The sequence below is a fragment of the Bacillus sp. FJAT-50079 genome (genome assembly GCF_018343515.1).
Lineage (GTDB): Bacteria > Bacillota > Bacilli > Bacillales > Bacillaceae_C > Lederbergia.
Genome location: NZ_JAGYPD010000006.1, coordinates 46,833 through 68,509, shown reverse-complemented (window position 1 = coordinate 68,509; position 21,677 = coordinate 46,833). Strand labels below are relative to the sequence as shown.

Below are 21,677 nucleotides of genomic sequence, written 5' to 3'. Positions count from 1 at the left end.
CACATCCAGAATAATTGCGTAAATTCAAGGACGAACATAAAAAACACCTCAAATTGTGAAAAATCACATTTGAGGCGTTTACGATAATTAAACTTCTTCGCAATACTGCTCGTAATATTGCTGAAGCTTATTAACGACTGACATCGGATCATGTCCTTCAATTTCATGTCGTTCGACCATCGTAATAATTTCTCCATCTTTTAATAGAGCAAATGATGGTGATGATGGCGGATAATCTGTGAAATAGCTGCGGGCTTTCGCTACTGCATCGCGCTCTTGCCCCGCAAAAATCGTAACTAAATGGTCTGGTCGCTTATCGTAATGAAGTGAATGAATCGCAGCTGGACGGGCAATTCCACCAGCACAGCCACAAACCGAGTTAATCATAACTAATGTCGTTCCTTTTTTGTTAAAGGCTTCCTCAACATCTTCGGGAGTAAAAAGTTGTGTGTAACCAGCTGCTTCCATCTCTTCACGCGCTTGGCTTACGATGTCGTTCATATATAATTGAAAGTCCATCTATAAATCGCTCCTTTAGTAATTTGCTTATATCATTCCATTGTTATCATAGCAGTTTTTTTACATATTAATCAAATTTTCGAAACGAAATGTAGAAAAATAGGTTTAAATTCTGTCGTATGGGGAACATTACAAATACATCTAGATCCATACCCCTAAACTCCCTAGATGTTTTGGACGGCAAACAATTGTGCTGTCCTTTTTTTATTTCCTTTGAAAAGCGTTAAATAATAGGTTAGTTGCATGTGGGACCGTCATCATACCTTTTTTTATGTCAGATTCAATGGTTGGCAACAGCCGTTTTACGTTCTCATCCTCGAAAAATTTCGTTTCTAATCGATCTTTCACCATTGAGTAAAGCCATTCGATAATTTGCTCATTCCTGCGTTGCTCAAACACACCTGATTCTTTTGTTTGATTGGCAAATGTATAAATGAGTTTTACCATTTCATCGATTCCTTCACCCGTCAATGACGAACATATATACGCACGGGGATTCCATCCCGATGTAGCTGGCGTTAGTAAGTGGAGAATTTGCGTGTATTCTCTTTTTGTTTTCAGCGCTAGCTTGCGATTTTCTCCATCTGCTTTATTGACGATGATCGCGTCAATCAGTTCCATGATTCCTTTTTTCATCCCTTGCAATTCATCACCGGCTCCAGTCAAGGCCAATAAAAGAAATACATCAACCATTCCCCTTACAATTGCTTCGCTTTGTCCAACGCCGACCGTTTCCACAATGATAATATCAAAGCCGGCAGCTTCACAGGCGATCACCGCTTCCCTAGACCTTTTATGAACACCACCTAACGTTCCGCTTGAAGGAGAAGGGCGTATAAATGCTTGTGGATGCCTTGCGAGCAACTCCATCCTCGTCTTATCACCAAGGATGCTGCCGCCATTTATCGTCGAGCTTGGATCAATCGCCAAGACAGCAACACGATGTCCGTGGTCACATAGGACTGTGCCTAACGCTTCGATGAATGTGCTTTTTCCTGCTCCTGGTACACCGGTAATTCCGATGCGAATCGATTTCCCTGCATGCGGAAGTAACGATTGCATCATCACTTGGGCGAGCTGTTGATCATGTGCTATGCGACTCTCAATGAGCGTAATCGCCTTTGAAAGAGCCGTTCTAGACCCTGATAGAATTCCGTCAACTAATTGTTCTGGTGTCTGTCTTCTCTCGACTTTTTTCACAAACTTTTTTCGTTGCTGCTCAGTCATTTTGTACATCCACTTCCTCATATCCAAGTCGATGATAAATTTCTTCGATCACCTTCTGGGCAGCGACTGGAATGACCGTACCAGGTCCAAAGATGGCTGAAGCACCGTTTTCCATCAAAAATTCATAGTCTTGAACAGGAATGACCCCTCCGATGACAACGACGATCTCTTCTCGGCCGATTTTTTTTAATTCGCTTATTAATTGTGGCAAAAGTGTTCGATGACCAGCGGCAAGCGAACTAACGCCAATCACATGGACATCGTTTTCCGCGGCTTGCTTTGCCGTCTCTTCTGGTGTTTGAAATAGCGGGCCGATGTCAACATCGAATCCTAAATCAGCAAATGCCGTTGCAATTACTTTTGCTCCGCGATCATGTCCGTCCTGTCCCATTTTTGCGATTAAAATTCTCGGTCTTCTTCCTTCATTTTCTAAAAAGTCATCCGTCATCGCTTTTACCGCTTCAATTTCTTGCTGCTCAGAAAAATGCGAACGATATATGCCACTTATTGACCGAATATGCGCTCGATGTCGACTTGATGATTTTTCAATCGCATCAGAAATTTCTCCTAATGTCGCTCTTGCCCGTGCTGCTTCAACGGCAAAAGTTAATAAATTTCCTTTGCCTGTTTCTGCACATTTCGTTAATGCTGATAAGGTCGTTATGACATCCTCTTCATTCCGCGTTTTTTTCAATTCATGAAGTCGGTCGATTTGCATTTTTCGAACGGCCGCATTATCGATCGCTAAAATATCGATTTCTTCTTCTTCTTCAAGCCGATAGCGATTCACGCCGATAATTGTCTCTTGCTTCGAGTCAATCTGTGCTTGCCTTCTTGCTGCTGCTTCTTCAATCCGCATTTTTGGCAGACCCGTTTCAATCGCCTTTGTCATCCCGCCAAGCTCCTCAATTTCGGCAATATGACTCCACGCCCGCTCCATCAATGCATCCGTCAATGACTCAACATAATAGGAACCGCCCCACGGATCAATGACATTGGTCACACCTGTTTCCTCTTGTAAAAATAATTGCGTATTGCGGGCAATTTTCGCCGAGAAATCCGTTGGCAAGGCTATCGCCTCATCAAGTGCGTTCGTATGAAGCGACTGTGTATGACCCATAGCCGCCGCATGTGCCTCAATAAATGTGCGAATGATATTATTATATGGATCTTGCTCCGTGAGACTCCATCCCGATGTTTGACAATGGGTTCGCAAGGCAAGTGATTTTGGATTTTTCGGATGGAACTGACACATCAACTTTGCCCAAATATTTCGTGCCGCCCGCAGCTTGGCAACTTCCATAAAATAATTCATGCCGATGCCCCAAAAAAACGAAAGCCGTGGCGCAAAAGCGTCAATATCAATGCCACTATTTATCCCGGTTCGAACATACTCCAATCCGTCGGCCAATGTGTAGCCAAGTTCTAGATCAGCCGGAGCCCCAGCTTCTTGCATATGATAGCCAGAGATCGAAATGCTATTAAACTTTGGCATATATTTGGACGTATAATCAAAAATATCACCAATGATTCTCATTGACATGTTTGGTGGGTAAATATATGTATTTCTCACCATATATTCCTTTAAAATATCATTTTGAATCGTTCCGGATAGCGCCTGTTTGTGAACACCCTGCTCCTCAGCCGTAACGATATAAAAAGCCATGATCGGAATGACTGCGCCATTCATTGTCATTGATACCGACATTTGATCAAGCGGGATTCCTTCGAATAATATTTTCATATCCAGCACAGAATCGATCGCCACACCCGCTTTACCTACGTCCCCTTCCACGCGCGGATGATCGGAATCGTAGCCGCGATGTGTCGCTAAATCAAATGCGACCGATAAACCTTTTTGTCCCATCGCTAGATTCCTACGATAAAAGGCATTGCTTTCCTCGGCAGTGGAAAAACCAGCGTATTGCCGAACCGTCCACGGCCGATTCACATACATCGTCGGGTATGGCCCACGTGTAAAAGGTGCAAAGCCTGGAAAATCATGCAAATGGGTGACCTGATCGAGATCAGCCGCTGTATAAAAAGATTTCACAGAAATATTTTCATTTGTTTGATACGTCACTGACTTTGCTTTAATTTGCTGTTCCTCTATAAAAGCTTTCGGAGTAATCACTTGAAAGTTAGGCTTCTTATTCATTCACACCCGCCTCCCATCTGTCCAATAGCTCTGCAAGCTTTACCTTTACATTTTGACCAGCATGGATCGTTCCATCTGTCGCAAATGTATGCTCATGTTTCCCAGCAAGCTGAACAATCACATCTTGCTTTGTTTTTTGAAGCCAATTGAGCGTTTTTTCAACGATTGGTGCGCATGCATCGGTCACTCCACAAAAGCAATAAAGCTGTTTTGGATGCTCTTTCAGAAAGGCAATCACATCCTCCAACTGCAAACAGTCACCACTCCATACCGTCTCGATTCCACCAGCGGCGAAAAAGCCTGCTACAAAATCTGCCTGCTGTTTATACTCTTTAAGCTGCCCCAAACAAAGAAGACCGACAGATGGCTGCCTTCCTTTTCTCTTTAACTGTAACGATCGTTCGCGCAAGCGTTCAAACCCTTCAGCAAGCCGATAGCCAGTCATTGGCTCGACTACTACCGCCGCCCCTTCTCCCTTTACATCTCCGCTCTGTTTTTCAGTAAATTGAGGGCTTTCATCCAATGTTGCATATAAATTTACCCCGATCATCCTTTTCTTTCGTGTTTCAATGTCTTTTATTCTTTTATCCATTACTGCACGAATTTCCTCTTGAAGCCAGCCACTTTTTATCACTTCATATATGCCATTTTTCCGATCAATCGTTTGAAATAAACCCCATGCCCGATCAACAAGCTGAGCAGTAAGTGATTCAACATAATATGATCCGGCAGCAGGATCGAATACACGATTCATCGCCGCTTCCTCACGAAGCAATAGTTGTGTATTTTTAGCAACTCTTAATGAAAATGGATGTTGCTGTCCGTCAAAGGGAGAAACGATAACATAATCACCCCCACCCAAGACAGCGGCAAATGCTTCGTTGCCACCCCGAAGAATATTCATATACGGATCAAGCACTGATTTTGTCATTGGTGATGTCTCTGTACTGATCGTCATTTTACTCAACTCATTCGGAAGACGGTACGCCTCCGCTACCGTCTTCCAAAGCTGTTTAAACGCTCTCATTTTTGCTATTTCGCTAAAAAACTGACCTCCAATTGCAAAATGGAACGTTAATTTTTCAACCGTTTTGCTCGGGGGAAAACCTCTTTCACGCATCGCTTCAATATAATAAACGGCTGTGCTAATTGCAATTCCCAGTTCATGAACCGCATTTGCCCCACTTGAATGATAAGGCACAAGGTCGACTAATATCGTTTTTACTTTACTGCAATGTTGATCAAGTGTATGAATCGCATTCTGCCACTCGGTAAATTGTTCTCCAGCTTCTGCAAATAGTTTTCCTGACTGTAATTGAGCAGAAATAAGATCCATTGCCATGACGCCGAAAAATTTTTCTTTACTTGCGATCATTTTTTTTGCCATTTGTGAAAAACGTGATTTCGTGTGAATAAACAATGGGATATCTTCTGTATGTAATGGTGCAAAATCGATCGATTGAATATCTTCTAATTGATCGATCTCAAATGAAATCGTATCAACACCTGTCGAAAGTCCAGCAAAAAGCTCTTTCTTTATATCGTTCCAGTTGTCTCCACTGTATTTTTGTACGATTTTCCAGTCATTGCTTGATCGTTGTGCAAATTCACCACCATTAGCAACCGCTTTCAAATCTTCCGCAGTGTATAGCGGAGCAAGATTGATTTCTTCATATGTCGGAGTAAATGAATGGTTCTTCAATGTAGCATAAGCCGTTTTTTGCCATTGTTCAAAACTAATTTTGCTAAAAGTTGCTTCTTTTGCTTGATCGATCGCCATTAATGATACACTCCTTCCGCTATTGACTATATTTATATTTTAATATAGTTATGATTGCCAAGCAATGGAACAAAAATAAGAAAAGTGCAAACGGATTGTGGGAACCTCGCTTAGCCGTATAGCTAGTCACTTAAGAAGGACTCTTTCGAAAAACAAAAGCAGGCCATTGTTGACCTGCTTTTCATTTCAATTAATATACCGCTGTCGTTTCCTTCGAAACATTTTCAAGAATTTCCTTCACTCGATGGAGGAAGCGACCACAGACAAGTCCATCTAAAACACGATGGTCCAATGATAGACAAAGATTGCACATGTCGCGTACCGCAATCATGCTATTATGCATAACAACCGGTCTTTTCACAATCGATTCTACTTGCAAAATTGCTGCTTGCGGATAATTGATAATCCCCATCGATTGGACGGAACCGAAGGAGCCTGGGTTATTGACGGTGAAAGTACCACCTTGCATATCATCTGTCGTCAAGGAGCCATTTCTTACCTTCGTTGCTAATTCCGTAATTTCTCTTGCAATTCCTTTGATCGATTTCTCATCGGCATGCTTAATGACTGGAACATACAATGCATCTTCCGTTGAAATCGCAATCGAAATATTAATATCTTTCTTTTGTATGATTTTATCTCCAGCCCACATTGAATTCATCATCGGAAATTCCTTTAATGCTTGGGCAACGGCTTTAACGAAAAAGGCAAAGTACGTTAAATTGTATCCCTCTCGTTGGATAAACTCTGTCTTAATCGAATCACGATATTGGACTAGATCTGTAACATCGACCTCCATCATCGTCCATGCATGAGGAATTTCCTGTTTGCTTTGCACCATTTTAGAAGCAATTGCTTTTCGGATGCCGTGAACAGGAATTTCAAGATCGCCCGACATGGTAAGCTTAGGGCTTTGATTGTTAGGCGCTTGATTTTCCATGACAGGTTGCGGCGAGCTTACTTGTTCGTTTGTTGATCCTACAGGCATATTCGATGTCTGACCCGCATCAATCAACTTTTGTAAATCTTTTCTCGTAATCCGGCCTTCTTTGCCGCTTCCGGTTACTTTCGATAGATCAATGCCATGCTCTTGTGACATTTTCAAAACGGCAGGCGAAAAGCGGTTTTTTCCTGCTTGTTGACTTGGCTGCAATGTAGGTGCTTCCGGTGTTTTTACCTCTTGTATAATAGTTGGAGCTCCCGCATCCTCCGTTTCAATTGTACAAATCGTTTCACCAACGGCATGTGTCTCTCCTATTTCAGCAGTCAGTTGTTGAATAACACCGGTGAAAGATGATGGGATTTCGGCGTTCACTTTGTCCGTCATCACTTCCGCAATCGGGTCATATTTATTTACTTGATCACCTGGCTTAACGAGCCAGTTTGTGATCGTTCCTTCGGTGACACTTTCACCGAGCTGTGGCATCGTGATCTTCTCAATTGCCAATCAAAAAACCTCCTTTTTCAACAAACACCAGGTTAAAATTCAGCCAGCTCACGCATCGCTTTCTCCACCTTATCAGGATTGATCAAAAAGTATTTTTCCATCGTCGGTGTGAAAGGCATTGCAGGGATATCTGGTCCGGCAAGTCGCATAATCGGTGCGTCCAATTCAAATAGACAATTCTCTGCGATAATTGCCGCAACCTCACCGATGATGCTTCCTTCCTTATTGTCTTCCGTTAACAATAATACTTTCCCTGTTTTCGAAGCTGCTTCAATAATCGCAGCTTGATCAATAGGGTAGACCGTCCTTAAATCTAGTATATGCGCCTCTATCCCATCTTCGGCTAATCTTTCAGCAGCTTGAAGGGCAAAATGAACACAAAGTCCGTATGTGATAACGGTAATATCATCACCTTGACGTTTCACATCCGCCTTTCCGATCGGAAGTACGTAATCTTCATCAGGTACTTCGCCTTTAATTAAGCGGTATGCCCGTTTATGCTCCAAAAATAGAACGGGATCCTCGTCACGAATGGCGGCTTTTAAAAGACCTTTCACATCATACGGTGTCGATGGCATGACAATTTTTAACCCTGGCTGATTGGCAAAAATTGCTTCAATGGACTGTGAGTGGTAAAGACCACCGTTCACCCCTCCCCCATATGGGGCTCTAATGACAATCGGACAGCTCCAGTCATTATTGGAGCGATAACGAATTCGCGCCGCTTCCGAGATAATCTGATTAACCGCAGGCATAATAAAATCTGCAAACTGCATCTCGGCAATTGGGCGATAACCATACATAGCAGCACCAATTCCTACCCCTGCAATTGCAGACTCAGCGAGCGGTGTATCGATCACCCTTTCTTCTCCGAATTGATCGTACAAACCTTGAGTTGCTTTAAAGACGCCGCCTTTTTTACCTACATCTTCCCCAAGAAGGAAAACTTTGTCATCCCGCTCCATCTCTTCTCTAATCGCCATTGTCACAGCTTCGATATATGACTTTACTGCCATTGCTTCATCCCCCCGTTACTCTGCTGCATATACATGCTTTAATGCATCCTCTGCTACTGGATATGGAGCTGCTTCCGCGTAATCGGTCGCTTCGTTAATTTCTTTCATAATCCGATCATTGATGCCCTTTATTTTAGACTCGTCTAAAACACCGAGTGAAGTTAAATAGCTTTCAAATAAATGGAGCGGATCTTCTTTTTTCATCGACTCTAGTTCTTCCGCGGAGCGATAGCTGCGATCATCATCATCTGATGAATGGGCGGTGAGACGATGCGTCATCGTTTCGATCAATGTTGGTCCTTCACCACGACGTCCGCGTTCAACCGCTTCTTTAACAACCTTGTACACTTCGAGCGGATCTTTTCCATCAACTGTTACTCCAGGCATTCCATAACCAATTGCTCGATCCGATACTTTTGCACAGCCGAGCTGCTTTTCGACCGGCACAGAAATCGCATATTCGTTATTTTCACACATAAAGATGACTGGCAATTTATGCACACCTGCATAGTTCAGTCCTTCGTGAAAATCCCCTTGGTTGGATGAACCTTCACCGAAAGTAACGAAAGAAACAAGATCACTTTTATCCATTCTTGCTGCCAAAGCAATTCCTACTGCATGAGGAACTTGTGTCGTAACGGGTGAAGATCCAGTTACGATTCGATTTTTCTTTTGACCAAAATGTCCCGGCATTTGTCGTCCACCGGAATTGGGATCTTCCGCTTTCGCAAATCCCGATAACATAATCTCTTTCGTTGTCATGCCAAATGTTAGCACAACTCCTAAATCACGATAATAAGGCAAAATATAATCTTTATTTCGATCAAGTGCAAAAGCTGCACCGATTTGTGCCGCCTCCTGTCCTTGACATGAAATGACAAACGGGATTTTCCCCGCTCGATTTAATAACCACATTCTTTCATCGATCCGACGAGCAAGTAGCATCATTTCATACATATTAACAACTTGCTCATCACTTAATCCTAGCTCAGAATGACGATTTTCTGCCATGATTATCCCTCCTCCAATTTTTGCTTGATCTATGAGTGGATGGCCATTCCGTCAACAGCAAGCGCTGCTTCCCCAATCACTTCGCTTAATGTGGGGTGCGGATGAATAACATTCGCCACTTCCCACGGGGTAGCGTCTAATACTTTTGCAAGTCCTGCTTCAGATATCATATCCGTTACATGTGGGCCGATCATATGAATACCTAAAATGTCATTCGTTTTTACATCTGCGACAATTTTCACAAAACCAGAAGAGTCACCAAATACAAGTGCTTTTCCATTCGCTGAAAATGGAAATTTTCCAACCTTTATCTCATACCCTTTTTCCTTCGCTTCCTGCTCGGTTAATCCAACACTCGCTGCTTCTGGATTACTGTAAATACATTTGGCGATTGTTTCGTATTGTAACGGCTCAGGCTTATTCCCAGCTATATGCTCGACTGCTTTTATTCCTTCATGTGATGCAACATGGGCAAGCTGTAATCCACCAATTACATCCCCGATCGCATAAATATGTGATTCTTTCGTTTGATAAAAATTATTCACCTGAATGTAGCCATTTTCAACGTGAATATCGGTATTTTGCAAACCAATATTCTCCGTATTTCCTTTCCTGCCGACTGACACTAATATTTTCTCCGCGGAAAATTGCTTCTGTTCACCATTGACCTCTGCGGATATCATAGCCATCCCATTTTCAGTGGCAATCGTTTCAGACAATACCTTCGCTTGTGTAACGATCGTAATCCCCTTTTTTTGCAAATGAGTTTGCAGCTCCTGGGCAATCTCACGATCTTCTGTCGGAACAATCCGATCGGCATATTCAATAACTGTAACAGCAACGCCAAAGTCTGACAACATCGATGCCCATTCGATTCCAATCACTCCGCCACCGATAATAAGTATCGATTTTGGTAATTCTTTCATTTCTAATGCCTCGTCCGATGTGATGACAATTGAGCCATCAATGGTTAGACCAGGTAAACTACGTGGTCGCGATCCGGTTGCAATGATGACATTTTTAGAAATGAGCATTTCATTCTCATCGCCATTCCCCATTTCCACCGAAATCGTTCCGGGAATAGGAGAAAAAATAGATGGACCTAGAATTCGCCCAATCCCATGGTAAACATCAATTTTCCCACGTTTTATTAAATAATTTACCCCTTTATGGAGCTGCTCTACTACATTGTTTTTCCTTTTTTGCACCTGGTCAAATTGCAAAGTGACATCTGATGTGAAAACACCAAATTCTTCACTTCGTTTTACCGTATGATACACTTCCGCGCTTCTTAACAACGCTTTACTAGGAATGCATCCTTTATGTAAACAAGTTCCTCCAAGCTTATCTTTTTCAACAATCGCTGTTTTCAATCCAAGCTGAGAGGCGCGGATGGCTGCAACGTATCCACCTGTTCCTCCGCCAAGAATGACGACATCATATTCTTGTGACAAGTGATTCCCTCCTTTTGCTTTTAGACGGAAAAGCGCCCTTAGGCGCTTCAACCTATCACATTATATTCTATTATTTAGCACATGTTTACTATTAAGCAAAAATGAATTTCTCGCATTTCGGACCGTTGCAATTCTTTCCTCCGCCATTCTGTCCGCGGCCAAGTATGTAGGAATGCGATCACGCTTAGAAATTTCAATTACTTTCGCGACATTATGATAAATGCCCTCTACTTTTTTCAAGGCACGTTCTTTATTATAACCATTTAATTCATCTGCAACATTAATAACACCACCCGCATTGATTACATAATCAGGTGCATACACAATGCCAAGCTCATGAATTTGATCTCCATGGCGAGCTTCTTTCAATTGATTATTCGCAGAACCAGCAATCACTTTTACTTTTAACTGCGGGATCGTTTCGTCATTAATTACGGCTCCAAGCGCACATGGAGAAAAAATATCCGCTTCAACATTGTAAATGTCAGCAGGATCAACTGCTTTTGCTCCAAAAGCTTCAACGGCGCGCTGAACAGAATCTTTATTAATATCTGTTACAATCAGCTGTGCCCCTTCTTCATGTAAGTAGCGTGAAAGCTCAAATGCAACATTTCCTACACCTTGAAGCGCAATCGTTCTTCCTTCGAGTGAATCCGTTCCAAACGCTTCCTTCGCTGCCGCTTTCATCCCGACGTAGCAGCCATACGCCGTTACAGGAGCAGGATTTCCTGATGAGCCAAACGCCTGTGATATACCCGTTACAAAGCTTGTCTCTTCATGAATAATATCCATATCGGCTACCGTTGTTCCTACATCTTCCGCTGTTATGTATCTGCCATTCAAACCTTGCACAAAACGACCGAAGGCACGGAACAATGCCTCACTCTTATCTTTTTTCGGATCGCCAATAATAACCGTTTTTCCGCCGCCAAGATTTAAGCCAGCCGCAGCATTTTTATAGGTCATCCCTCTAGCAAGTCGCAGTGCATCCTCAATTGCAGCATCTTCGCTCGCATATGTCCACATTCTTGTACCACCAAGTGCAGGACCTAACGTTGTATCATGAATCGCAATAATCGCTTTTAAACCTGATTGTTCATCTTGACAAAATACGAGCTGTTCATAGTCGTAACTTTCCATATAATCAAAAATTTTCATCTTTATTCCTCCGCCTTTACTCTTTCGCTGTTTATTAACAAACTTCTCAATTCGATTTTTATCGGATTTTCCATACCATTACATTGTAACGAAAAGCCGGTTTCTTGACAAATGATTCCGTTGGTATATGATTTTTTTAAGTACTAAAAAGTATGTAATTTTCCATCAAGTAGATAGGCAAAATGAAAATATTACTTTTTTTCTATAAGTGCGGGTTCAAAAAAGAGGAGAAAAAGGACCAAGAAGTCGAGGCGGCGCAGCTTTGAGCAGCAGACTTGTACAGGATGTACTAATTTCCGTGTTGCCCACAGGACGTGGGCGGTTTTAACGGAGGTTCCCCCTCGTAATGAAGACATTCGAAGTGTCATTTTTACCGAACTTTTTGAACATCCTCTATTAAGATGGAATGAATGAAGGAGAATGAAATGGTAAGGCTAATTGCACTTATAATATTATTAATCCCCGGAATTCTAGCAGGATATGGCATTAAATTGATGAGGGATATGTTGTTTGGAATACTTTTAAGCCCGTTCCCTTATTTATGGTTGCAATTTTTTGCAGGATTATTGTTTTTCATTATCGGACTTGGTTTTATTGCTGGTTTTATTTTACATCGTGATCGTAAGCGTAATAAGGTTCAAAAGCGGTTTAAAAAACAGTAGAGTATATACATAAGAAAAGCGCAAGCGCCCGTTTAGCAACGTACAAACTGCGCCATCAAGATGTTGGTGCGTCGACGTTACCACAGGACGTAGCGACCTTAGTCGACGATCCTTAACGTAGAAAGTGTTAGTCGCTGGGCGACTGGAGCTAGACAAGAATATGCTACTTCTTGAAAACAACAAAAATTTATACTTTCTTTTAAAAAGAGCGTTTGGGAAAATGTCCCAACGCTCTTTTTTAGGCAATTCCACATTTGTTGAGCCATTCTTTTTGGAGCTTCTTCGCCTTTTTTGGGTAGTCAGTGATGATTGCTGTACAGCCAATCGCTAGCAGTTTTTTCATATCACGTATACTGTTGATCGTATAGGGCCTAACTGCTACACCAGCTTCCATCGCCGCTTGAATATCCGATAATGAGATGGAAACAAGCTTTGGATGGATACCGCTACATTGTAATGACCAAGCATACTCCCATGGTTTCGTTATTTTTCTTTTGTATAGCGGAGCTGTTTCAATTGTTGGAGCTATCCGCTTAATTCGGAGAAGGGATTGATGATTAAATGACGAAATGACGATTCGCTTTTCTAACCCGAATTCTTTAATAAGCCCGATCACCTTTTCCTCGAGCCCTTCATATGGAATATCATTGTTTTTCAATTCAATATTACAGCTCAACTTATTACATTTCATCCATTCAAATACTTCCCTTAATGTTGGGATTCGTGAAGCTCGTTTAAAAAAATGCTTATAATGACAATTTGCCTTTAGTTGTTTTAATTCAGCTAATGTAAAATCTTTCACTTTTCCTGTTCCATTTGTCGTTCGATCGAGCGTCGTATCGTGAATGACAACGACTTCTCCATCCAAGCTTAGTTGAACATCCAATTCAATTCCATCTGCTCCATACTTTTCCGCTGCAATAAAAGCGTCCATTGTGTTTTCCGGATGCGTTCCAGCAGAGCCACGATGAGCAATAATCAGTGTCATGCAATCACCACCTAGCATAGTGTATACTCTCATCATACCGTGACAAAACGGTAAATGTGAATAAAAAAGACACCATGCTCATCATTAGTCTTCAGATAAAACAGAAGGATAGATACATGCATTGTTTTGAAAAATAGTTAAATTCTTTTTCTGTTCCCTCCAATGAAAATAACGCCGTACATAAAAAAGAGCCAGGCTAGTAAAAGAATAGAACCTCGATACTTAAACTCAGTAAATTGGATAATCAATCCCATAGCTATTATCACAGCCACCATAATAATAAACCATACTTTAACTTCCTTGTTTTTAAAGCTTACTTCAAGTCAATTGCTCATCTGCCTCGCTCTATCGGCTTCATAGTATCCATCGTTTTTTTGAAAAAGGGAATTCACATTTAATGAGGTATTATCGACTTCATTAATAAATAATTGCACGACTTTAGAATGAACTTGCATACCTTCGAGTACAAATTGGGTTAGTATGTAAAAAGACACCTTTCTTTACTGATAATTTAACCAATAAAAAATGATGTCTTTGCAAAAATGAGCTACTTATGTTTTGTTACAATACTGGATAAGTGCTTTTAAACGAATTTAAATCTTTTTAATTTTAAGAAGCTTGATGTTCCAGTCTTAGCTTGTCTGCAACCATCGCGATGAATTCTGAATTTGTAGGTTTTGCTTTAGACATGCTGATCGTATAGCCAAATAAGGAGGAAATTGAATCGATGTTGCCTCTGCTCCACGCTACTTCGATTGCGTGACGAATCGCTCTTTCTACCCGGCTTGCTGTCGTGTTAAATTTCTTCGCGATATCTGGATAGAGAACCTTTGTAATCGATCCAAGCAATTCGATATCATTATAAACCATCGAAATCGCTTCACGTAAATATAAATATCCTTTAATGTGAGCCGGGACTCCAATTTCATGGATGACAGATGTGATGCTCGCTTCAAGATTAAGCGGCTTTTTGTCTTCTTGAACTCTCGTAGGTGCCGATTTTCTTGGTGAGTATACTCCCTTTCCACTAACTTGCCGTATATGGTTCGTTAAATGTTCCATATCAAATGGCTTGAGAATGAAATAAGAAGCTCCAAGCTCAACCGCTTTTGTTGTTACGTCTTCCTGACCAAAAGCAGTTAGCATAATAACATTTGGAAAAGGAGTTGTATGCGCTTCCCGCAAGTGTTCTAGCACACCTAGGCCGTCTAAATGTGGCATAATAATATCTAATATGAGTACATCTGGGGAGACTTCTTCGAGCAATTGTAAGCAGTCTTGTCCGTTGTGCGCAGTCCCGATTACTTCCATATCTTCCTGTGAAGAAATAAACTCATCAAGTAAGCCGACTAGTTCACGATTATCGTCTACAATACAAACTTTAATTTTTCTCAAATCCAACTTCCTCCTCAAATTCCAAAAATTGATTTTATTTTGTATTTTATATTCTAACAGATAATTTCTCCAAAAAGTCGCAAATCCCTGCAATTTATATTAAAAGACATAACATTACATATGTTTCCTCTTTATTCCTTCATATATCTCTATTTTACGACTTCTTCCGCCAAGAAATCGCCACTTTGTCGAAAATTCTTTATTTTTTATATCATAGCATATAAAATGAACTACCGCTACGACCGTTAGACCCAAAAAAAAGAGGGTTTTCACCCCCTTAACTCGCTTTATCCTTTTCGTAAATATCAATCCCAGCTTCCTGCAACATCCATTCGATATGAACTCCGTATCCAGAAGTCGGATCATTCACAAATACATGTGTAACTGCACCGATTACTTTTCCATCTTGAATAATGGGACTACCGCTCATCCCTTGCACGATTCCACCTGTTTTATTTAATAACGTTGGATCGGTCACTTTTATAACCATCCCTTTTGTCGCCGGAAACTTTTGCGGAACGGTACTGACAATTTCCACATCATATTCCTCAACATTATTTCCGTCAACAACGGTTAAGATTTTTGCCGGTCCTTCCTTCACTTGACTCGACAATGCAATTGGCATTGGCTTATCAAGAATGCCATTTTTAATTGGTTTATTTAGTTTGCCAAATATTCCAAATGGACTATTTAGTGTAATATTGCCAATCACTTCTTGATTCTCGGAAAAACGGGCAAGCTTTTCTCCTGGTGTTCCGTTTTTCCCTTTCTCAATCGCTGTTACGGTTGAATTAACAATTTGTCCATCTTCAACTACGATCGGCTTTTTCGTATCCATATCTGAAATAACATGACCAAGCGCCCCATATTTTTTTGAATTTGGTTCAAAGAAGGTCATTGTTCCGATTCCAGCCGCTGAATCCCTAATGTAAATACCGATTTTATACACTTTTGCCTTGTCATCAAAAATTGGCTTTAACATCGTATTAAATTTTTCTTTTCCTCGTTGCACGCTCAATTGCAGCGCCTGTCCATTTTTCCCAGCTTCTTCAACAAATGGTCCTACATCCGCCATACTGTTAATTTTCTTTCCTTCGATCGATGTAATAATATCTCCAACTTTGATCCCCGCATCCTCTCCAGGGGACAATTTCTCGTCCTTCGTTGCCACAAGATGATGCCCGACGACGAGTACGCCAAGTGTATTTAATTTAACACCAATCGATTGTCCACCGGGGTATACTTTAAAATCCTTTAAAATGTTTACATCGACTTTTTTGACTGGAAAACCAGCCATTTCTAATAATAATTTATCTTCTCCCGCCTGCATTCCCTCAAGTGAAATCGCATATTGACTTTCATTCACATCGATATGCTCATTCGTCGCTGCGGTCGCCACCGCTAGATGATCTGCTTTGTTAAACGTTAGCTCCTGTCCTTCAAAAATGGTTATTTGATCAGGAATTTGGATATATTGTTGAAAAGGCTTATAAAAGCCAAGCAATAATAGTGAAACAAGGAGAATTCCACCTGTTATTTTTCTTATGTGTTCAAATCTCAATTATGTTCACTCTCCTCGCTTTCTGGCCCACACCTTTAATTTAGCCTCCTTTCCATCCATTTATAACTGCTTAACAGGAAAAAAGCTCTCCAAAGTAGGATAGCTTTTCAAGTAACTTTTAATGTATAGGCAATTTCTAACAATTCCTTAGCATGTTGCTTCGTTAAATCCGTTATTTCTGTTCCAGAAATCATCCGACCAATTTCCTTCACTTTTTCTTCTTCGTTTAAAATCAAAAGCTTTGTTCGTGTTCGGTCATTATTGACCTCTTTTAATATGAGTACGTGTGTATCAGCCATTGCCGCAACTTGTGGCAAATGGGAAATACAAAGCACTTGAGAATGGGTAGATACTTGATTAATCTTTTCAGCAATCGCCTGGGCCACTCTGCCGCTTACACCTGTATCGACTTCATCAAAAATAATCGATGTTACCCCTTGATGTTTTGAGAAGATCGTTTTAAGTGCAAGCATAATCCGTGACAGCTCTCCGCCTGAGGCAACTCTTGCTAACGGCTTTAATGGTTCACCAGGATTCGTGGAAATATGAAAGACAACGTCATCTAACCCATGTTTAGTTATTTTCGGTTCATCATATTTAAGAAACACTGGCTCAAATATCGTTTTATCCATATAAAGCTGCTTCAATTCATGATGGATCGCTTTCGTTAATTGCTTTGCCCATCTTTTTCGCAAATCGGTTAATTGTTCGCCCTCTAATAATAAATCTTTCTTTAAAGACGTCAATTTTTTTTGAAGCTGATGAATGCGGTCATCTTTATTCGTAATCAGCTCAATTTCTTCTTCGATTTTTGCACTATATTCGAGAATTTCTTCAATCGTTGATCCATATTTACGTTTCAACTGATTAAGATCATGTAAGCGAGATTCAATTTCGTTTAATCGGACTGGATCAAATTCCAGCTTTTCCATTTCGTTTCGCAACGTCGCAGCCGCATCTTCAAGGGCATAATAACTATTTGCGACACTTTCAAAAACCGAGGCATACTCCTTATCCAAATCAGCAGCGATTTCCAAATGTCCCATTGCATGTCCAATGAAATCTAAGCCTCGCTGCTCTCCTTGCAATCCTTCATAACTCGATTTCACCGCAGCAAATAGCTTCTCAAAATTCCCAAGACGATTTCTTTCCTTCGTTAATTCCTCATCTTCATTTAGCTTCACATTCGCTTTGCGAATTTCATTAAGCTGAAATTGCAATAAATCAAGGCGATGAGCCATTTGCTGCTCATTTTCAGTTAGTTGTTTTAATTGCTTTTCCGTCTGATCATAAGCCATATATGCTTCCTGATAACATGCATAGGCTTTTTCGATTTCTTGTTTGCCGTACTGATCAAGTAAATGAAGATGGAGCGATTCATCCATTAGTTCTTGATGTTCATGTTGTCCATGAATATCAATTAATGTGCTGCCAATTTCACGCAACGTGGAAATTGTTACGAGCTTACCGTTCACTCGGCAAACACTTTTTCCGGTATTGGAAATATCACGGCGTAAAATGAGCATTCCCTCTTCAATCTCAATTCCAAATTGAGTGGCTCGTTCAAAGCATGGATGATGTTCCTCAAGAAAAAACAAGCCTTCAATTTCTGCTTTTTTTTCACCGTGGCGTACAAATTCAGACGATCCGCGTCCGCCAACGAGCAAATGGAGAGCGTCGATAATAATGGATTTTCCCGCTCCTGTTTCACCCGTTAATACGGTTAAACCTTTCTCAAATGATATCGATATTTGATCAATAATTGCAAAGTTCTTAATTGATAATTCTTGTAGCAAAAATAAATCGCCTCACTTCCTAAAAATCCAATTACAATGTGTGTTCAAAAAAGAGGATAAAACTTCGAGCCGCGCAGATTGGGACAACAGGCTTATGCAGGATGTACTTACTTTCGCGTTGCCACAGGTTTGGACGCTATTAACCGAAGTTTATCTCTCACTAACGAAGAAATTCGATGCGCCATTATTTCCCGCACTTTTTGAACATTCTCTTACAACATTTCAATAAATTTATCGTGAATGGTTATCGCATCATCATTTGTTCGACAAATAATTAAGCATGTATCGTCCCCACAAATCGTACCCATAATTTCGGACCAATCTAAATGATCAATCAGCGCCCCAACTGCTTGTGCATTTCCAGGCAATGTCTTCATTACGATTAAATTTTGTGCATAATCAATTCCAACAAATGAATCCATTAATGATCGTTTTAATTTTTGCAATGGATTAAAACGCTGATCGGCTGGTAGGCTATATTTATACCGACCATCCGCTAATGGGACTTTGACAAGATGTAACTCCTTAATATCACGTGAAACCGTCGCTTGTGTGACATTGTAGCCTTCCTTTTTCAATTGATCGACAAGTTCATCTTGTGTTTCAATTTCCTTCGTTCCAATTAATTCTCTAATCTTAATATGTCGTTGACCTTTCGTCATCATTCTCATCCTTTAATAAAAAACTTGTATTTTTATACTTCATTATACATGTATTATATAAATTCAAAGCAAAAAGGGCAATTCTTAACGAATTGCCCTTCATTTCCAATATCGGTTCATTTTAAGCTTTGATGCGCTTCCTTTACAACATCGATAACCGTTACATCAAGTTTATCGGTGCCTTGATCACCATGATCATCCCAGCGTAAATGAATTAAAAATTCAATATTTCCTTCACCGCCGGTAATGGGTGAATACGTAAGGTTTTGAACATCGTATCCTTGCTCAAGCGAAAAGGTTTTGATCTTATTAATCACGGCCTCATGGATGCTCGCCTCGCGAACAATTCCTTTTTTCCCGACTTGATCCTTACCAGCTTCAAATTGAGGCTTAATTAAGGCAATAACATCACTTCCTGGTGCAAGCAATGTTTTTAAGACAGGCAGGATGAGCCTTAATGATATGAACGAAACATCGATTGTCGCAATTGTCGGTATTTCTTTCTTTAGATCTGCGGGCTCGACATAGCGGAAATTGGTCCTTTCCATTACAATGACACGTTCATCTTGGCGAAGTTTCCATGCGAGCTGATTATAGCCGACATCGATCGCATAGGACATAATTGCGCCGTTTTGGAGCGCACAATCCGTAAAACCGCCAGTCGACGCACCAACATCAATCATTACTTTACCTTCCATCGAAATCGCGAACTTTTCCAAAGCCTTTTCTAGCTTCACCCCACCGCGACTTACATAAGGCATCGTATTTCCTTTTACGGTAAGCGGAATATCTTCGCTCACTTTATCACCTGGTTTATCAAGGCGAGTTTCATTTGAAAAAACAATGCCGGCCATAATCGCACGCTTTGCTTTTTCCCGTGTTTCACATAAACCCCGTTCAACTAATAGTACATCTACTCTTTGTTTTTTTACCTTCATCATGTTACGCCCTTTTTTTTCTTTCCGGTAAAATCATTTTTACTTTACGAATGATATTTTCCGGCGTCATGCCAATTTCACGATATAATTCCTTCACAGATCCATGTTCGATAAAGTGGTCTGGTACACCGATTCGATCGATTGTAATATGATGATAGCGGTGATCATGAGCAAATTCCATGACCGCGCTGCCGAACCCACCTTGAAGGACCGCTTCTTCCACGGTTAAAATTGGCATGTTTTTCTCCATTAAATCGTGAAGCATAGCCTCATCCATTGGTTTGATAAACCTTGCATTAACAACTTGAACGGAAACGCCCTGCTTCTCCAAGTGATAGGCCGCTTCCATTGCCATTGGAATCGTTGTACCAAATGTTAAAATCGCAACATCATGGCCCTGTTTGATGACTTCCCATTTTCCAATTGGAATCGTTTGTAGTTCCGAATCCATTTGAATTCCATAGCCATTCCCACGTGGATATCTAATCGCAATCGGCCCATCATCGTATTTTACCGCCGTATTGACCATATGTTGCCCTTCATTTTCATCTTTCGGCATCATAAGGACCATATTTGGCAAGCTCCGTAAAAAAGCAATATCAAATACCCCTTGATGTGTTTCACCATCGGCACCAACAAGTCCGGCGCGATCAATTCCAATAAACACGTTTAATTTTTGCCTGCAAATGTCATGCAATACTTGGTCGTAGGCTCTTTGGAGAAAGGTCGAATAAATCGCAAGAAAAGGTTTCATCTTTTGCGTTGCGATTCCAGCAGCCATCGTTGCCGCATGTTGTTCCGCAATGCCGACATCAAACATGCGATCTGGAAACTCTTCAGCAAATTTTTCAAGTTTCGAACCAACAGGCATCGCAGGTGTGATCGCTACAATTCGTTTATCTTCACGAGCAAGCTTACGCACCGTTTCACTGATGACGGAGCTCCATGCTGGTGCGGGATTGACCGCTTTAATTAAATCACCTGTTTCAATTTTATATGGACCTGTTCCGTGCCAAGTTCCAATTGTATCTTGTTCAGCTGGAGTAAATCCTTTGCCCTTTTTTGTGATGACATGCAATAAAACCGGGCCTTTTGTTTTTTTCGCATATTGAAGATTTTCAAATAAATCTTCATAATCATGTCCATCGACCGGCCCTAAATAAGTAAAGCCAAGCTCTTCAAAAAAGACCCCTGATACGAGCAAATATTTTAAGCTGTCTTTAACCCGCTCCGCTGTTGCCGCTAACTTTCCACCGACAGCAGGGATCTTTTTCAACAGATATTCAAGCTCATCTTTCGCCCACTTATATTTCCCAGCCGTGCGCAGCTTGCCTAGAATATTATGCAAGGCTCCAACGTTTGGAGCGATTGACATTTCATTATCATTTAAGATGACGATCATGTCTTTTTTCTCATGACCAATATTATTTAACGCTTCTAAGGCCATTCCTCCTGTTAATGCCCCATCGCCAATGACTGGGATGACATAGGAGTTTTCACCTTGAATATCACGGGCAACCGCCATTCCCATCGCCGCTGACAGCGATGTTGAGCTATGACCCGTTTCCCAAACATCATGCTCGCTTTCCGACATTTTTGGAAAACCGCATAATCCTTTATATTGCCTAAGGGAATCAAACTGTCCCGCTCTCCCCGTTAAAATTTTATGAACATATGATTGATGCCCTACATCCCAGATAATTTTATCCTTGGGACTGTCGAAGCATTTATGAAGTGCAATTGTTAATTCAACGACACCTAAATTTGGACCAATATGCCCACCTGTGATTGAAAGTTTTTCAATTAAAAAATTTCGTATTTCTTCGCTTAATTGTTCTAATTCTTGTTTGTTCATTTTTTTTAGAAATGAAGGGTCTTTAATAGACATAAGATCCAATGGGACCA

At 40.9% G+C, this 21,677-nt stretch carries 17 protein-coding genes; 1 reads left to right on the top strand and 16 read right to left on the bottom strand.

The genetic code is table 11. From position 1 onward, the window contains the following. Positions 1-87 precede the first annotated feature (87 nt). From KHA95_RS16505 to bcd, 9 genes are all read right to left on the bottom strand, one after another. Complete coding sequence (locus KHA95_RS16505; protein WP_213138656.1) at positions 88-519, bottom strand: BrxA/BrxB family bacilliredoxin; 432 nt, start codon at positions 517-519, stop codon at positions 88-90. Between the two features lie 204 nt (positions 520-723). Further along, on the bottom strand, positions 724-1,755 hold the full coding sequence (gene meaB / locus KHA95_RS16500) for a methylmalonyl Co-A mutase-associated GTPase MeaB (protein ID WP_213138655.1): 1,032 nt from the start codon (positions 1,753-1,755) through the stop codon (positions 724-726). Next, a complete protein-coding gene (gene scpA, locus KHA95_RS16495) occupies positions 1,739-3,904 on the bottom strand; it encodes a methylmalonyl-CoA mutase (protein WP_213138654.1) in 2,166 nt (721 codons plus the stop codon). Before scpA ends, meaB begins: the two co-directional genes overlap by 17 nt. Beyond that, entirely contained in the window at positions 3,897-5,684 is a 1,788-nt protein-coding gene (locus KHA95_RS16490; protein WP_213138653.1) for a methylmalonyl-CoA mutase family protein, read from the bottom strand. Before KHA95_RS16490 ends, scpA begins: the two co-directional genes overlap by 8 nt. A 190-nt stretch (positions 5,685-5,874) precedes the next feature. After that, positions 5,875-7,131, bottom strand: a complete 1,257-nt coding sequence (locus KHA95_RS16485; protein ID WP_213138652.1) for a dihydrolipoamide acetyltransferase family protein — start codon at positions 7,129-7,131, stop codon at positions 5,875-5,877. Positions 7,132-7,163: 32 nt separating this feature from the next. After that, positions 7,164-8,147, bottom strand: coding sequence for an alpha-ketoacid dehydrogenase subunit beta (locus tag KHA95_RS16480; RefSeq protein WP_213138651.1), 984 nt, complete (start codon positions 8,145-8,147; stop codon positions 7,164-7,166). 15 nt (positions 8,148-8,162) lie between these two features. After that, complete coding sequence (locus tag KHA95_RS16475) at positions 8,163-9,158, bottom strand: thiamine pyrophosphate-dependent dehydrogenase E1 component subunit alpha (protein ID WP_213138650.1); 996 nt, start codon at positions 9,156-9,158, stop codon at positions 8,163-8,165. A gap of 29 nt (positions 9,159-9,187) precedes the next feature. Beyond that, on the bottom strand, positions 9,188-10,612 hold the full coding sequence (gene lpdA, locus KHA95_RS16470; protein WP_213138649.1) for a dihydrolipoyl dehydrogenase: 1,425 nt from the start codon (positions 10,610-10,612) through the stop codon (positions 9,188-9,190). A gap of 60 nt (positions 10,613-10,672) precedes the next feature. Next, positions 10,673-11,770 (bottom strand): branched-chain amino acid dehydrogenase, encoded by a 1,098-nt coding sequence (bcd, locus tag KHA95_RS16465; RefSeq protein ID WP_213138648.1) that lies wholly within the window; start codon positions 11,768-11,770, stop codon positions 10,673-10,675. A gap of 425 nt (positions 11,771-12,195) precedes the next feature. Between bcd and KHA95_RS16460 the strand changes: the two genes are divergently transcribed. After that, a complete protein-coding gene (locus KHA95_RS16460; RefSeq protein ID WP_213138647.1) occupies positions 12,196-12,432 on the top strand; it encodes a DUF2627 domain-containing protein in 237 nt (78 codons plus the stop codon). Positions 12,433-12,670: 238 nt separating this feature from the next. On the opposite strand, the gene KHA95_RS16455 is transcribed toward KHA95_RS16460, so the two are convergent. The 7 genes from KHA95_RS16455 to dxs all read right to left on the bottom strand — a co-directional run bounded on the left by KHA95_RS16455 (position 12,671) and on the right by dxs (position 21,669). Beyond that, on the bottom strand, positions 12,671-13,420 hold the full coding sequence (locus KHA95_RS16455; RefSeq protein ID WP_213138646.1) for a glycerophosphodiester phosphodiesterase: 750 nt from the start codon (positions 13,418-13,420) through the stop codon (positions 12,671-12,673). 609 nt (positions 13,421-14,029) lie between these two features. Next, a complete protein-coding gene (gene spo0A, locus KHA95_RS16450) occupies positions 14,030-14,815 on the bottom strand; it encodes a sporulation transcription factor Spo0A (protein WP_213138645.1) in 786 nt (261 codons plus the stop codon). Positions 14,816-15,092: 277 nt separating this feature from the next. Continuing rightward, the gene (spoIVB, locus tag KHA95_RS16445) at positions 15,093-16,376 is read right to left on the bottom strand and encodes a SpoIVB peptidase (RefSeq protein ID WP_213138644.1); all 1,284 of its coding nucleotides are present in this window, start codon (positions 16,374-16,376) and stop codon (positions 15,093-15,095) included. Positions 16,377-16,483: 107 nt separating this feature from the next. Then, positions 16,484-18,172 carry a DNA repair protein RecN gene (gene recN / locus KHA95_RS16440; protein WP_213138643.1) on the bottom strand — a complete coding sequence of 563 codons (1,689 nt, stop codon included), beginning with the start codon at positions 18,170-18,172 and terminating at the stop codon, positions 16,484-16,486. Positions 18,173-18,384: 212 nt separating this feature from the next. Next, positions 18,385-18,834, bottom strand: a complete 450-nt coding sequence (gene ahrC, locus KHA95_RS16435; protein ID WP_213138642.1) for a transcriptional regulator AhrC/ArgR — start codon at positions 18,832-18,834, stop codon at positions 18,385-18,387. A gap of 116 nt (positions 18,835-18,950) precedes the next feature. Then, the gene (locus KHA95_RS16430) at positions 18,951-19,772 is read right to left on the bottom strand and encodes a TlyA family RNA methyltransferase (RefSeq protein ID WP_213138641.1); all 822 of its coding nucleotides are present in this window, start codon (positions 19,770-19,772) and stop codon (positions 18,951-18,953) included. 4 nt (positions 19,773-19,776) lie between these two features. After that, positions 19,777-21,669, bottom strand: coding sequence for a 1-deoxy-D-xylulose-5-phosphate synthase (gene dxs, locus KHA95_RS16425; protein ID WP_213138640.1), 1,893 nt, complete (start codon positions 21,667-21,669; stop codon positions 19,777-19,779). Positions 21,670-21,677: the final 8 nt, after the last annotated feature.

Bases quoted from the DNA above. Each gene is read 5' to 3' on its own strand.
- KHA95_RS16505 (WP_213138656.1), bottom strand. From the start codon at position 519: ATGGACTTTCAATTATATATGAACGACATCGTAAGCCAAGCGCGTGAA.
- meaB (WP_213138655.1), bottom strand. From the start codon at position 1,755: ATGTACAAAATGACTGAGCAGCAACGAAAAAAGTTTGTGAAAAAAGTC.
- scpA (WP_213138654.1), bottom strand. From the start codon at position 3,904: ATGAATAAGAAGCCTAACTTTCAAGTGATTACTCCGAAAGCTTTTATA.
- KHA95_RS16490 (WP_213138653.1), bottom strand. From the start codon at position 5,684: ATGGCGATCGATCAAGCAAAAGAAGCAACTTTTAGCAAAATTAGTTTT.
- KHA95_RS16480 (WP_213138651.1), bottom strand. From the start codon at position 8,147: ATGGCAGTAAAGTCATATATCGAAGCTGTGACAATGGCGATTAGAGAA.
- KHA95_RS16475 (WP_213138650.1), bottom strand. From the start codon at position 9,158: ATGGCAGAAAATCGTCATTCTGAGCTAGGATTAAGTGATGAGCAAGTT.
- bcd (WP_213138648.1), bottom strand. From the start codon at position 11,770: ATGAAAATTTTTGATTATATGGAAAGTTACGACTATGAACAGCTCGTA.
- KHA95_RS16460 (WP_213138647.1), top strand. From the start codon at position 12,196: ATGGTAAGGCTAATTGCACTTATAATATTATTAATCCCCGGAATTCTA.
- KHA95_RS16455 (WP_213138646.1), bottom strand. From the start codon at position 13,420: ATGACACTGATTATTGCTCATCGTGGCTCTGCTGGAACGCATCCGGAA.
- ahrC (WP_213138642.1), bottom strand. From the start codon at position 18,834: ATGACGAAAGGTCAACGACATATTAAGATTAGAGAATTAATTGGAACG.
- KHA95_RS16430 (WP_213138641.1), bottom strand. From the start codon at position 19,772: ATGAAGGTAAAAAAACAAAGAGTAGATGTACTATTAGTTGAACGGGGT.